The following is a 12,381-nucleotide window of genomic DNA, read 5'->3' on the forward strand; positions in this document are numbered from 1 at the left end:
TGATACATGAGGACACGAAATAATTCACCGCTCGCGGCTTTTTTTAATTTTTAAACACAAGATCAAAAGATCGCAGCCTCGTTTCACTCGACAGCTCCTACAGAGTCCTGTGTTCAGTGTAGGAGTTGCCGAAGGCTGCGATCTTTTGACTTTGCTTCTGTCGGTTTTACTTACGAATCGCCACGTACGATTTGCCTAGATCACTGGCCCAGCCATCCAGCACCACTTTGACGTCGTCAGCCGTCAGCACTTGTTTATTGTTGTCCAGGGGCACGCCGGTACCTTTGCGCATGACTTCTGCAACCACTTCCCCGGTCGAGCCGTCCTCGAACGACACTTCGGTGGCGATTTCGCTGTCTTGGTCACGAATGCCAGTGGCGGTGCTCACGCCGGCCGCGACCAGTGTGACCGGCAACCATTCGTAAAAACGCAAACCTTGAGTGCTAGTGGCGACCCGGGTAATCGCAGGCCTGACGATCAGCGTATTGGGACCGGGAGTCGATACCAGTGGCAGGACTTTGCCCAGTTCGTGCCTGAGGGCCGCGTCGTAATAGTCGGTGACGCCCGCGAGGGTGCTGAGGGGAATGCGTGCGGTGGGCTCGGCGCTGGGAAAAAACTGACTCGGCGCCAGATAGGCCTGGGTGTAACGCCCCCTGGCCAGGGCAGGGCTGACCCACCCCAATACATCGTGACCCGACGGCGATGTGTGTTCCTTCAGAACGCTGTAATCATGCAGAAATCCCGTGTGTTCGACGCTTGTACTGGTGCAGGCCGACAGGCTCAGGGACGCAGTACAAAGCACCGTCATCAGGCAATGGCTTCTCATTAATGTGAATCCTTGTTGGTTTGCGGGGCATTTTCCGAGCACTCGATGTGCAACTGGCCGTGGGTCATGATCCAGTGGATGAGGTCGGCGGCCGGGATCGAATGGGCGTACTCCACCCACTGGGCATTGGCCGGGCTGAACTGTTCAAAGTAACGGCGCAGGACAATCCGGCTCTGATCACTGGACAACCCCAGGCAAAACTCCTGAAACAGGATCGGCGTATCGTGCGTCGACGCCGTGGTGCGCTGGCTGAGGATCAACGGATATTTGGCGTTATGCCCCTCGGCGGTATACCTGCTGTGCAAGGCCTTCATGAACAACCCCCTGATTTGGAAAGGTGTGCAGGATGCACGAGGGTTTTTGCCGGACGATGTCCGGTTAATGTCGCTGGCGAAGGAATGTTGCTCGATTGAAATAAATGACCAGGACGCCAGAATGGTTTTAGATGCGCTCTTTTCTGGATTGAGGATCCTGTGCCCGTGAGCAGACTGCTGATCGTCGACGACGACGTGGAAATTCTGTCGCTGCTGAAGAAGTTCTTCGTCCAGCACGCCTATGAAGTCGATGTGGCCGCGGACGGCGAGGCGATGTGGGCGGCGATCGCGCAGCAGCGACCGGACACGATCATTCTCGACCTGATGCTGCCCGGGGAGGGCGGCTTGAGTCTGTGCCAGAAAGTGCACGCACAGATGGCCATTCCGATCATCATGCTCACCGCCATGGGCGAACTGAGCGACCGCATTGTCGGCCTTGAGCTGGGGGCGGACGACTACGTCACCAAGCCGTTTGCACCGCGTGAGCTGCTGGCTCGTCTGCGTGCCGTGCAACGCCGCGCGGGCGAACCGGTCAGCCAGCCGAGTGAGCCATCCCGGCCAGTGATCGCCTTCGCCGGTTGGCATCTGGATATCACCTGTCGCGAACTGCGCTCACCGCAAAACGTGATGATCCCGCTGTCCGGTGGCGAGTTCGATTTGCTCGTGGTGTTTCTCGAAAATCCGCAACGCATCCTCACTCGCGAGCAATTGATCGACCTGACCCACGGCCAAGGCCACGACGCGTTTGATCGCAGCATCGATGTTCAGGTCAGCCGGCTGCGGCGCAAGATCGAGCCCGACTGCAAACGCCCGGATTTGATCCGCACCGTTCGCAACGGCGGTTATATGTTCACTGCCAAGGTCAGCCGCTCGTGATCCGCCGGATGCTGCGGCGCGACACCCTCAGTCGGCGGATTGCCCTGACCATCGTTGCGGCGATGCTGACGTCGCTGGCCCTGAATGCCTTGTTCGTGCAAGTCGCCGGGATCTGGGCGCGGCCGCCGATTGAACGTACCGGTTTGCTGGAACAGATTGCCGCTACCGTGCGCGTGATCGAGGCCGCGCCGGTACCGTTGCGCCCGCAGTTGGCGGACGCGGCAAGCAGCCCGCGGCTGAAAGTGGCGTGGAAAGCGCAGCGCGCCGACTTCGGGCTGCCGGCGGGCGGCAATCCGGTCGAAGCGGGCAGGGTGCCGGTGCTGCAATTGCTATTGGGTAATGGCCGCACCATGGAAGCCTTCAACCCCGACGACTGGCCGAGCCACAGCCCGCAGGCGCACTATGCCGCACTGGTGCAACTGGTCGATGGCAGTTGGTTGTCGTTCACCCCACCCGAGCGGGTTTGGGGGCTGGAGGCCAGCACGCGGATCGCGGTGGTTATTGCCCTTGGCCTGATCGCAACCTTGCTGGTCGCCTGGATCGCTACGCGCCAACTGGCCAAACCCTTGCAACGTTTCGCCAGCGCTGCGCGGCGTTTCGGTGGTGACCTGCGCGCACCGCCGATCAAAATCGAAGGCCCGGACGAAATCCGCCAGGCGATCATCGCCTTCAACACCATGCAGGCGCAGATCCAGCATTTCATCGGCGAACGCACGCACATGCTCGCGTCCATCTCCCACGACTTGCGCGCACCGCTGACGCGCATGCGCTTGCGTAGCGAGTTCATGGAGGACCTGGATCACCAAGGCAAACAGATTCGTGACATCGAAGAGATGCAGTCGATGATCAACGCCGCGTTGGCGTTTTTTCGCGAGGACACCCATCGCGAGTCCACTACCGCGTTCGATCTCGCCGAACTGCTGCAAACCATCATCGATGACTACCGTGACCAGAACATCGCCGTCGATTACAGCGGCCCCGCACATTGGGTGTATGAGGGGCGGCCGCTTGGCATCAAACGAGTAATCGTCAACCTGCTGGATAATGCCGAGAAGTACGCGCAACACCCGCGCATCGCGTTGAGTGGCGATGGCTACACGATCTGCATCGAGGTCAGCGACGACGGGCCGGGGATTGCCGAAGAGTCGCTGGAACGCGTGTTCGATCCGTTTCTGCGCCTCGAAACCTCTCGCAACCGCGAGACCGGCGGGGTCGGACTCGGGCTTTCCGCGGCGCGGGCCATCGTGCGCGAGCAGGGCGGGGAACTGACGCTGAGCAATCGCAGCGGCGGCGGGTTGGTGGCGCGGGTTGAATTGCCGATTCAATGACCGCGCCTTTAGCCGTTGTCAGGGGGCATCGTCATCAGCGTCGGACATTCAGTGGTAGTGCGAAACTTCCGTCAGATAATAAGACGTGCCATCTCGGGTCTTTTATTGAATCGCCAAACTTGATCGCGACATATTTTGTTTACCGTTTCAGAAGGGTCCTACAACCGGACTAAAACTCCTTTCATTAGGATGTGCGGCTTACCAAAAGGAGTGGGCGCGCATGGCTAATCACGGTTACATGACCATCACCGGCAAGGCTCAAGGATTGATTTCATCGGGTTGTTCGACCCAGGACTCTATTGGCAACAAGTGTCAGACAGCCCATGCAGACGAAATCATGGTGCTGTCTTACAGCCACAACATGGCCAATATCGGGAATATCAATAAACCGACGCATAACCCCATCGTCATTACAAAGAATGTTGATAAATCATCGCCGCTACTGGCTCAAGCGCTCTCAAGCAGAGAAGAAATCAACTGCATCATTAACTTCTACCGCATTTCTCCGTTTGGCTTGCAGGAGAAGTTTTATACGGTCGAAATCAGGGGCGGCGTGGTTACCGATCTGACACTCGACATGCCTCATGTGGTTTTACAGAACGACGTCGAACCTCAGGAACATCTTGCTATTCGCTATCAAGACATCATCTGGACTCACCACCTGGCAGGGACCAGTGGCTACAGTTCATGGGGGGAATAACCCATGGGCCGGTCCAAGGATAGCTGCAAGTCAGGAAGTTGCGACTATTGGATGGTCAGTAACGCCGCTGCCAATCTGACGAACCAAGCCTGTACGTTAAGTGCTCGCCACATTAAAGACGGCACGTTACGCATTCAATTCAATCGTGAGGTTTCTTATTACGCAAGAGGCGTTGTCAATGACGTTGCGCAGGGAAGAAAAAGCTCTGAACAGGGACTGAAAGACATAAAGGACGAGCAGAACAGTCTGTTAAGTCAATCGATGGAGGTTGCTCAAAGAGGCGTCGGCGCAATTGCAGGTGCACTTCAGTTTGTAGCCGGTGCCGGGATTTGTTACGGCTCAGTCGGTACGTTATGCCTTTTCGCGGGGGCGCCGATGATGGCTCATGGTGCCAACAATGTGTATGAAAACGGGCGGAATTTATGGGAGGGCCGTTCAGATACACAAGGCCCCGTCAGAAAAGTTTATCAAGAGGTCGCTAAAATTATTGGCGGCGGAGCATTTGAAGGGAATATGGCCTATGGGACTGTTGACTTGGGACTTTCCGTATATGGCGCCGGCAGACTGATATTGAAGCCGGATGGATGGCGTCTATTTAGGTATGTGCATGGTGATTATGTTCGAGGCTATCAAAACTCAAGCAAGGCAGCGCTGATGTTAGAAGCGGCTTCCAACACGATAACAATAGAAACCATGTACAGGCAGGTCACGGATAATGATTAGCAGTGCATCCCTTGTAGTGTTGGTTTATTTGCTTATTTCTTTGGTTGGCTTTTTCTTTTTTGTCTCCATTTCAAGAAAAATTTCGGGGCGCAAGCTTACGCCTGGAAGATTTTGGGTGTTTTTTGCAGTTCTCCTGTTTTGGGTGGTGAACCAAATGAGCGTAGCTCAAAATGGTTATTTATTTTCATATAGGCCATCCAAAGAGGTTTTGGAGAATGATTATGTAATTCGGTGGATCGCATATATAAGTGCTATTGCTCAGGCCTTTTTTCTTCCAAGCAAAGAAGAACCAAAGCGCTGGTTTTCACGAAAGTAGACGCACCTATGACAACCCCCACACCACACTCTCTCTCCAACCGACTGCTTTGGATATCACCATGATTGGCGGTGGACCATCTGAAGGGAATACGGCTCGCGGCACCGTTGACTTGGGACTTTTCGTATATGGCGCCGGCAGACTGATATTGAAGCCGGATGCTTGGCGCCTGTTTAGATATGTGCGTGCTGATTATGTCCGGGTTTATGAAGACTCAAACAAAATCGCATCGGGGCGTTTTCAGACGTGACAACAATAAATTCCGTGTATCAGGAGGTCAAAAAAAATGACAAGTGAGCCAGTATTCATAACGTCGATATATTTAATTGTTTCTCTGGCGGGTTTCCTGTTTTTTCTCTTCATCTCAAGAAGATTTTCAGGGGTTAACTTTACGCATGGAAGGTATTGGTTGTTTTTTGCATTAGTAATGCCTTGGGCAACCAATCAACTCAGCGTGGCTCGCTATGGTTACTTGCTTTCATTTATGCCAGCCATAGGTTTTTTTGAAAATGATTACGTTATTCGGTGGGTCGCATTTATTACTGCTATCGCTCAAACGTTCTTTTTTCCAAGCAGAAAAGAACCAAAACGCTGGTTTTTACGAAAGTAGACGCACCTATGACAAGCCCCGCACCACTCTCTCCAACTAATCGTTTTGGGGATCACCATGATTGGCGGTGGAGGCTTTCCGTATATGGCGCCGGCAAACTGATATTGAAGCCGGATGCATGGCGCCTTTTTAGATATGTGCGTGCTGATTATATTCGTGGCCATGAAGGTTCAAGCAAAATTTCGCTGTTGATCGAAAGTGTTTCCGGCGCAGCTACAGTGGACGCCCCGTATCGGGAGGTCAAAAATAATGATCAGTGATCCGAGATTCATAACGGCACTATATTTTCTTGTCTCTGTAGCGGGCTTCTGGTGTTTGCGCTCTGTCTCAAGAAGGATTTCAGGAGATAACTTTACAGATGGAAAATTTTGGGTTTTTTTTGCTTTGTTTTTATTTTGGGGCGGGAACCAGATGAGCGTGGCTCGCTTTGGTCAATTGATGTCTTTCATGCCAGCCGTGGAAGCTTTTGAGGATGATTACATAATTCGATGGATCGCATTTATAACTGCCATCGCTCAAGCCTTTTTTGTTCCAAGCGAAAAAGAACCAAAGCGCTGATTCTCACGAAAGTAGACGCACCTATGACCACCACCGCACCACTCGCCATTTATTTCTGTTAATGGCCCCCACGTTCGCACCGTCCATATCGCGTCATCGATCGGCCCACATCACAATAACAATGTCGCAATAGCACACTGTCATGCAGGTCGACAGATGGACAGGCGCGCATCCCTCGACCTGCTGGAAAACTGCATAAAAAGGGATCTGTGGCTTTTGGTCGACAACCGTCCCAATGAACACACACTTTTTCACAAAGACCTCCTGCCAACCATTCAATGGCAGAATCTCTCCAACTGACTGTTTTGGAGATCATCATGCTTCGTGCGTTTGAACGAAGACTCGACCCTTTTCCTCCTGACGAGGTACCGCCGCCGCCCAATGGCCTGGCGCGTTTTCTGTGGGCCTGTACGCGGGGCGCGCGCGGTTACATTCTGCTGCTTGCGCTGGTGAGTGCCGCTGTGTCGATTTACGAAGCCTGGCTGTTTTCATTCCTCGGGCAGGTTGTGGACTTGCTCTCGACCTGGCAGGCCGGCGGTGAAGCGGCCGCGCAAGAAAGTCGCGTGTTGTGGGGCATGGGCATCGTCATGGTAACCAGCGTCGGGCTGGTGGCGTTGCGCACCATGGTGCAGCACCAGATATTGGCGATTAACTTGCCGTTGCGGCTGCGCTGGGACTTCCATCGTCTGATGCTGCGGCAGAGCCTTTCGTTTTTTTCCGATGAGTTTTCCGGCCGGGTCACCACCAAGGTGATGCAAACCGCGCTGGCAGTGCGTGACGTGCTGTTTACCCTGATCGAGATCATCCCCGGGATCGGCGTGTATTTCATCGCGATCATCGCGCTGGCCGGTGGCTTTGCGCTGAAACTGATGCTGCCGTTCATTGGCTGGGCGGTGTTGTTCGCGCTGGCCATGTGGTACTTCGTGCCGCGCCTGGGCAAAGTCGGGCAGGAGCAGGCCAATGCGCGGTCAATGATGACCGGGCGTATCTCCGACGCCTACACCAACATCACGACGGTGAAGCTGTTCTCCCACTCCAATCGTGAAGCGCACTTCGCCCGATCAGCGATGGAAGATTTCAAACTGACCGGTTTTCGCCAGATGCGTCTCGTCAGCATGTTCGAGATCGTCAACCAGGCCTTGGTGGTAGGGCTGATCGTGTCCGCGGGTGGTTACGCCTTGTGGTTGTGGCACCAGGGCGATGTCGGCGCCGGTGCGGTGGCGGCAATCACTGCCATGGCGTTGCGCATCAACGGCATGTCCAACTGGATCATGTGGCAAATGACCTCGCTGTTCGAGAGCATCGGCACTGTGCAGGATGGCATGGCCACACTGACTCAAGGCGCCAAGGTGCAGGACGCGCCGGATGCAGGTGTGCTGGTGACCAAGGGCGGCGCCGTTACTTTCGATAAGGTGCACTTCAACTACAACGGCGAACGCCAGGTGCTCGATGGCCTCAGCCTGAACATCCGCCCGGGTGAAAAGATCGGTCTGGTCGGCCGCTCCGGCGCCGGCAAATCCACGCTGATCAACTTGCTGCTGCGCTTCTATGATGTCGACAGCGGTGAGATTCGCATCGACGGTCAGAACATTGCGCACGTGACCCAAGACAGTTTGCGCAGCGCCATCGGCATGGTCACTCAAGACACCTCGCTGCTGCATCGTTCGATTCGCGACAACATCGCCTATGGCCGTCCGGATGCAACCGATGCGCAAATCCGCAGCGCCGCCGCCAGCGCCCAGGCCCATGAGTTCATCAGCCAACTCAGCGACCGGCAAGGCCATAGCGGCTACGACACGCTGGTCGGTGAGCGGGGCATCAAGCTGTCGGGCGGTCAACGGCAACGCGTCGCGATTGCCCGGGTGATGCTCAAGAATGCACCGATCCTGCTGCTGGATGAAGCCACCAGCGCACTGGATTCGGAAGTCGAAGTGGCCATTCAGGAAAGCCTCGATGACATGATGCAGGGCAAAACCGTGATCGCTATCGCCCATCGACTGTCGACGATCGCGGCCATGGACCGATTGATCGTGATGGATGACGGACGCATCATCGAACAGGGCACCCACAGCGAATTGCTGGAGAGGAATGGCGTGTACGCGCGGCTTTGGCAGCATCAAAGCGGCGGGTTTCTGGGTGAGGACAAGGGGTTGGTCGAGGCACTGGATCAGGCTTGAGATGCAAGGGCGCCTGGCGCGGATTTATTGAGTTCCGTCCATGCGCCCTCTATATGGGCCGACAGTAGCCCGTGGTTAACCAGAACTTTGGGCAGAGGTCGACCAATACCTGCCAGTCATCAACGCCGGCCTTCGACTCAGCATCGCGGTCATTCCCCAAAGGCAAACCCGTATCTGAATAGGGAAACTCCGAGAACGCCTGAAAGTCTATTCTCCAAGACTTGACTCCACTGTTCAGGGTGCTGATGCATGAACTCTCTCTGGATCGCCCTGGCCATCTTCGGGTGCCTGGTTGCTGCCTCGCTTCTGATGATGAATGGGTACCCCAAGCTGGCGTCCCACCACCGGGATGACGACACCAATACGGTCATTCGCCTGGTCGCCAACATTTTTGTGGTTATGACGTCGCTGGTCTTTGGTCTGATGATCAATTCTGCCAAAAACACCTACGAGTCCATAGATGCGAACTTCCATGGGTATGCAACCAGCCTGATTATTTTTGACCGGACGCTACGAGGCTATGGAGATGCGACACAAGTCACGCGCAACCGTCTGATCACTTATCTTGCGCGCGCTATCGAGACCCCGTATCGAGGTGATGAGGCATTGCAGCATCGCAACAGCAAAGCGGCTAAATACCTGGATGACGTAGGCAAGTCGCTGACCGGCATAAAGCCACCGGATCGTTTCCATGAAACGATGCTTCAGGATATCCGTCAGCAATATCATTCGCTCATCGAGCAACGCTGGAGGATCGTCGAGCAGTCAGAGGGGGCAATTCCGGGCCCTTTGATTGGAATGCTGGTTGCCTGGTTGACACTCATCTTCGCCAGCTTTGGTTACCGCGCTCCCCGGAACTCGATGGTGATTGGAATGTTTATTGTCTCGTCATTTCTCATCGCGGCCTCTGTTTACCTCGTGTTGGACATGGATGTGCCATTTCACGGCCCTATTCAGATATCCGATGAGCCCCTGCGCAGGGCGCTCGCCGAAATGCAACTCTGAGCGGCTTGTTGGGCATTTGCATTCCAAGTGGCAGCTTTCATCCGGATGCCAATGCTCCAGCCGTTGCAGGTGGTGCGGCAGGAAGCAGCCGATCACCGTCCGCCGGTGTTTTAACGGCAATGGAACAATGACCCTGTAACTTCTCAAGAACCCGAAATACGCTATCGTTGCGCGACTATTGAAGAAGGAACGCGGGTACATGGCCGACTCTTGTACGACTGAACGAAACAGTGCCTGGTCGGTGTTTCTGATCTTTATGCGGCTCGGATTGACTTCATTCGGTGGTCCCATTGCCCACTTGGGCTACTTCCACCATGAGTTCGTCAGCCGGCGGCAATGGCTGACCGAGCGCAGCTATGCCGATCTGGTCGCGCTTTGTCAGTTTCTGCCGGGCCCGGCGAGCAGTCAGGTCGGCATCGCTTTGGGCCTGTCCCGCGCAGGTTATCGCGGTGCGCTCGCTGCTTGGGCCGGGTTCACGTTGCCGTCAGCGATGCTGATGATTTTGTTTGCGCTGGGCCTGTCGCGTTATGGCGCTGTTCTTTCGCCCGGCGCTCTGCATGGCCTCAAAGTCGTCGCTGTCGCAGTGGTTGCTCAAGCCGTGTGGGGAATGGCACGAAACCTGTGCACGGACGTGCCGCGAATGACCCTCATGGTGATCGCAGCGTGCGTAGCGTTGCTTGCGCCGTCTGCCTGGGGGCAGGTCAGTGTGATTGTCATCGCCGGGCTGCTGGGGCTGATGCTGTTCAAGCCTGCGCAACGTGTCGAACACGACGCGCTGTCGATACCGATCAGTCGCAGGGCAGGAATGATGTGGCTGGCCTTGTTTCTTCTGTTTTTGGTGGGGCTGCCGCTGTTGGCTGAACGGGTAACCGATCAAAGCCTGGCAATGGTCGATGCTTTCTACCGTTCCGGCTCTCTGGTATTCGGCGGCGGCCACGTGGTTCTGCCTCTTCTGCAAGCAGAAGTCGTGCCCACCGGTTGGGTCAACAGTGAAACGTTCCTGGCCGGGTACGGTGCTGCGCAGGCTGTGCCGGGTCCGTTGTTTACGTTCGCGGCGTTTCTTGGCGCCTCCATGAACGGCGCGCCGTCAGGTTGGGCGGGCGGCGTGATCTGCTTGTTGGCGATCTTTGCCCCAGCGTTTTTGTTGGTCGTCGGCACCTTGCCTTTCTGGGAGCGGTTACGGCGAAGCGTGCGTGCGCAAGCCGCGCTGGCTGGCGTAAACGCAGCGGTCGTCGGCCTGTTGCTGGCCGCGCTTTATCAACCCGTGTGGACCAGCGCGATTCTCAAGCCGCAAGACTTCGGCCTCGCGCTGGTCGCCCTGATGGCGTTGATGATTTGGAAGTTGCCGGCGTGGCTGGTTGTAATCGGCACGGGAGTGGCGGGGTGGGTGATGAGTGTCACGCTTTGAAAACGTCCAGGTCAGCGCTCTACGCGACCGCGCCTGTATAGCATTTGAAAATCACACTTTGCGCGCCCAGCTACCGAACATCACGTCGCCGATATACGTTGCGCGAGAGTCTGAACGCTCCTGGTCCAGACGTTCTTGCAACGTTTCAATCCCGACGTCTTCTGCACTGGCCACCCCCAGCGCAATGATGCGCGGCAAGCACGCTCGAACAATGCTGCCGAGACCGTAAGGTGTATCAGGCGTTTGCACCAGACATTCAGCCCGCACATGTTCGACGGCCAGGCCCGCCTGGGTGAAGAGGCTGTGCAGGTTGAATCCGATGTGTAGATCGGCTCCCTCACGCGCGATCATTTGCTGTATCCAAGCTTGCGCTTGTCTATGCAGCGGGAAAGGCTCCAGGCTTGCCGGTACCATCGTCGTATCGTGTTCTTGAAAGACCAATATGCCGCCGGGACGCAAACATTTCGACAGCGCCCGAATCGTCGCCACGGCATCCTTCTGATACATCAGCACGCGTCGCCCGACAATGGCGTCGAAAGTACCCATGGAATCTGGCAGCTCCAGAAGATCGTACTGCACAAAGGTCAGGGCAGGGTGGTCTTTTGCTGCACTGCGCTCGCGGGCAATGGCGACGGCGCGGGCGTCATGATCAACGCCGATGATCTCTCCGTCTTTTCCCACCAGTTCGGCCAGGAGAAAGGAAACATCCCCTGAGCCGCAGCCCACGTCCAGAACACGCATTGCTTTGGTGATGCCCGCGTCGATCAGCAAGCGCGTGGTGAAATCCGGTCTGTTGCTCGTCATCACAAAGCCTCATCAAGTGTTCCGGGGAAACTCCCCAGCAGCGCTTCATCTTTCGCCACGGCACGCTTATAGGCGTCGCGACTTATCAACTTCCCGGCGTAAGCGAGAAACGCGGGTCTGTGCGGCAAAGTGCCCAAGCCTAATCCCCAGCCGATGTGGGAGCCAACATAAATGTCGGCAGCGCTGAAGTGCTCCCCGGCAATGAACGGATGAGCCAGCACGGCGCGTTCAAGTTGGTCGACGGTGCGTTCGTAGCTTCCATAGCCAAAGAAGAACTCCTGATCCGCCGTCGGGTTGAAGCCGGCGCGATGATTGGTCACGGCCTGTTCCAGAGGGCCCGCGGCGAAAAACAGCCAACGGTAGTAGGCCGCCCTTTGCGTTACCGCAGGGGCCAGCCCGGCTTCCGGGAAAGTGTCTGCGAGGTACGCACAGATGGCGGCCGTTTCTGTTATGGTTTGCCCGTTATGCACCAGCGCAGGGATCTTGCCCATCGGGTTGACGTCGCGAAAGAATCTGACCCGCGGATCATCACCCTCGGCCAGCGCCGGTACTGCCAGCGCAGCGCCTCCCCAGCGGTCTGCCTGACTGGTCGCCTGGTAATCCAGAATGACCGTTTCATACGAACAGCCGATCTCTTCAAGCATCCAGCGCACCATGCGACCGCGAGAGTTGGGATTGGTATAAAAGGTCATCGTCATCGTGAGCTCCTTTCAGCTCGATTCGTTGCCGACAATGT

The 12,381-nt window shown here is 56.1% G+C and carries 16 protein-coding genes; 12 read left to right on the forward strand and 4 right to left on the reverse strand.

Annotated features, from left to right (window positions below; all coding sequences use genetic code 11):
• Window positions 1–166 precede the first annotated feature (166 nt).
• Window positions 167–826 carry a DUF3313 domain-containing protein gene (locus ICA15_RS23065; RefSeq protein ID WP_150615678.1) on the reverse strand — a complete coding sequence of 220 codons (660 nt, stop codon included), beginning with the start codon at window positions 824–826 and terminating at the stop codon, window positions 167–169.
• Window positions 826–1,140 (reverse strand): hypothetical protein, encoded by a 315-nt coding sequence (locus tag ICA15_RS23070; protein WP_210554744.1) that lies wholly within the window; start codon window positions 1,138–1,140, stop codon window positions 826–828. The genes ICA15_RS23065 and ICA15_RS23070 overlap by 1 nt, the downstream gene beginning before the upstream one ends.
• Window positions 1,141–1,305: 165 nt before the next feature.
• Between ICA15_RS23070 and ICA15_RS23075 the strand changes: the two genes are divergently transcribed.
• The 12 genes from ICA15_RS23075 (at window position 1,306) to chrA (ending at window position 10,841) form a co-directional block, all read left to right on the forward strand.
• Window positions 1,306–2,016, forward strand: a complete 711-nt coding sequence (locus ICA15_RS23075; protein ID WP_150603447.1) for a response regulator — start codon at window positions 1,306–1,308, stop codon at window positions 2,014–2,016.
• Window positions 2,013–3,344, forward strand: coding sequence for an ATP-binding protein (locus ICA15_RS23080; RefSeq protein ID WP_210554745.1), 1,332 nt, complete (start codon window positions 2,013–2,015; stop codon window positions 3,342–3,344). The genes ICA15_RS23075 and ICA15_RS23080 overlap by 4 nt, the downstream gene beginning before the upstream one ends.
• A gap of 220 nt (window positions 3,345–3,564) precedes the next feature.
• The gene (locus ICA15_RS23085; protein ID WP_150603449.1) at window positions 3,565–4,044 is read left to right on the forward strand and encodes an Hcp family type VI secretion system effector; all 480 of its coding nucleotides are present in this window, start codon (window positions 3,565–3,567) and stop codon (window positions 4,042–4,044) included.
• A gap of 3 nt (window positions 4,045–4,047) precedes the next feature.
• Window positions 4,048–4,767, forward strand: coding sequence for a DUF4225 domain-containing protein (locus ICA15_RS23090; RefSeq protein WP_210554746.1), 720 nt, complete (start codon window positions 4,048–4,050; stop codon window positions 4,765–4,767).
• Complete coding sequence (locus tag ICA15_RS23095; protein WP_210554747.1) at window positions 4,760–5,083, forward strand: hypothetical protein; 324 nt, start codon at window positions 4,760–4,762, stop codon at window positions 5,081–5,083. The genes ICA15_RS23090 and ICA15_RS23095 overlap by 8 nt, the downstream gene beginning before the upstream one ends.
• Window positions 5,084–5,144: 61 nt before the next feature.
• Window positions 5,145–5,333, forward strand: a complete 189-nt coding sequence (locus ICA15_RS23100; protein WP_210554748.1) for a DUF4225 domain-containing protein — start codon at window positions 5,145–5,147, stop codon at window positions 5,331–5,333.
• A gap of 36 nt (window positions 5,334–5,369) precedes the next feature.
• The gene (locus ICA15_RS23105; RefSeq protein ID WP_210554749.1) at window positions 5,370–5,693 is read left to right on the forward strand and encodes a hypothetical protein; all 324 of its coding nucleotides are present in this window, start codon (window positions 5,370–5,372) and stop codon (window positions 5,691–5,693) included.
• A gap of 8 nt (window positions 5,694–5,701) precedes the next feature.
• The gene (locus ICA15_RS23110; protein ID WP_210554750.1) at window positions 5,702–5,953 is read left to right on the forward strand and encodes a DUF4225 domain-containing protein; all 252 of its coding nucleotides are present in this window, start codon (window positions 5,702–5,704) and stop codon (window positions 5,951–5,953) included.
• Window positions 5,943–6,251: a hypothetical protein gene (locus ICA15_RS23115; protein ID WP_210554751.1), complete on the forward strand. Its 309-nt coding sequence runs from the start codon at window positions 5,943–5,945 to the stop codon at window positions 6,249–6,251. Before ICA15_RS23110 ends, ICA15_RS23115 begins: the two co-directional genes overlap by 11 nt.
• A gap of 317 nt (window positions 6,252–6,568) precedes the next feature.
• Entirely contained in the window at window positions 6,569–8,428 is a 1,860-nt protein-coding gene (locus tag ICA15_RS23120) for an ABC transporter ATP-binding protein (protein WP_210554752.1), read from the forward strand.
• 249 nt (window positions 8,429–8,677) lie between these two features.
• Window positions 8,678–9,433, forward strand: a complete 756-nt coding sequence (locus ICA15_RS23125; RefSeq protein WP_210554753.1) for a hypothetical protein — start codon at window positions 8,678–8,680, stop codon at window positions 9,431–9,433.
• A 199-nt stretch (window positions 9,434–9,632) separates the two neighbouring features.
• Entirely contained in the window at window positions 9,633–10,841 is a 1,209-nt protein-coding gene (chrA, locus tag ICA15_RS23130; protein ID WP_210554754.1) for a chromate efflux transporter, read from the forward strand.
• A gap of 51 nt (window positions 10,842–10,892) precedes the next feature.
• Here the strand turns inward: chrA and ICA15_RS23135 are convergent, their stop codons facing one another.
• Both ICA15_RS23135 and ICA15_RS23140 read right to left on the reverse strand, forming a co-directional pair.
• Window positions 10,893–11,645 carry a methyltransferase domain-containing protein gene (locus tag ICA15_RS23135; protein ID WP_210554755.1) on the reverse strand — a complete coding sequence of 251 codons (753 nt, stop codon included), beginning with the start codon at window positions 11,643–11,645 and terminating at the stop codon, window positions 10,893–10,895.
• Window positions 11,645–12,343 carry a glutathione S-transferase family protein gene (locus ICA15_RS23140; protein WP_210554756.1) on the reverse strand — a complete coding sequence of 233 codons (699 nt, stop codon included), beginning with the start codon at window positions 12,341–12,343 and terminating at the stop codon, window positions 11,645–11,647. The genes ICA15_RS23135 and ICA15_RS23140 overlap by 1 nt, the downstream gene beginning before the upstream one ends.
• Between the last annotated feature and the right edge of the window lie 38 nt (window positions 12,344–12,381).

The sequence above is a fragment of the Pseudomonas sp. P116 genome (assembly GCF_020149425.1).
In the GTDB taxonomy this organism is placed as follows: Bacteria; Pseudomonadota; Gammaproteobacteria; order Pseudomonadales; family Pseudomonadaceae; genus Aquipseudomonas; species Aquipseudomonas anatoliensis.

What these genes read in the sequence shown, in the direction of transcription:
- ICA15_RS23085 (WP_150603449.1), top strand. Translation starts at nt 3,565, where the DNA reads ATGGCTAATCACGGTTACATGACCATCACCGGCAAGGCTCAAGGATTG.
- ICA15_RS23100 (WP_210554748.1), top strand. Translation starts at nt 5,145, where the DNA reads ATGATTGGCGGTGGACCATCTGAAGGGAATACGGCTCGCGGCACCGTT.
- ICA15_RS23105 (WP_210554749.1), top strand. Translation starts at nt 5,370, where the DNA reads ATGACAAGTGAGCCAGTATTCATAACGTCGATATATTTAATTGTTTCT.
- ICA15_RS23115 (WP_210554751.1), top strand. Translation starts at nt 5,943, where the DNA reads ATGATCAGTGATCCGAGATTCATAACGGCACTATATTTTCTTGTCTCT.
- ICA15_RS23070 (WP_210554744.1), bottom strand. Translation starts at nt 1,140, where the DNA reads ATGAAGGCCTTGCACAGCAGGTATACCGCCGAGGGGCATAACGCCAAA.
- ICA15_RS23065 (WP_150615678.1), bottom strand. Translation starts at nt 826, where the DNA reads ATGAGAAGCCATTGCCTGATGACGGTGCTTTGTACTGCGTCCCTGAGC.
- ICA15_RS23090 (WP_210554746.1), top strand. Translation starts at nt 4,048, where the DNA reads ATGGGCCGGTCCAAGGATAGCTGCAAGTCAGGAAGTTGCGACTATTGG.
- ICA15_RS23140 (WP_210554756.1), bottom strand. Translation starts at nt 12,343, where the DNA reads ATGACGATGACCTTTTATACCAATCCCAACTCTCGCGGTCGCATGGTG.
- ICA15_RS23125 (WP_210554753.1), top strand. Translation starts at nt 8,678, where the DNA reads ATGAACTCTCTCTGGATCGCCCTGGCCATCTTCGGGTGCCTGGTTGCT.
- chrA (WP_210554754.1), top strand. Translation starts at nt 9,633, where the DNA reads ATGGCCGACTCTTGTACGACTGAACGAAACAGTGCCTGGTCGGTGTTT.
- ICA15_RS23135 (WP_210554755.1), bottom strand. Translation starts at nt 11,645, where the DNA reads ATGACGAGCAACAGACCGGATTTCACCACGCGCTTGCTGATCGACGCG.
- ICA15_RS23095 (WP_210554747.1), top strand. Translation starts at nt 4,760, where the DNA reads ATGATTAGCAGTGCATCCCTTGTAGTGTTGGTTTATTTGCTTATTTCT.
- ICA15_RS23120 (WP_210554752.1), top strand. Translation starts at nt 6,569, where the DNA reads ATGCTTCGTGCGTTTGAACGAAGACTCGACCCTTTTCCTCCTGACGAG.
- ICA15_RS23110 (WP_210554750.1), top strand. Translation starts at nt 5,702, where the DNA reads ATGACAAGCCCCGCACCACTCTCTCCAACTAATCGTTTTGGGGATCAC.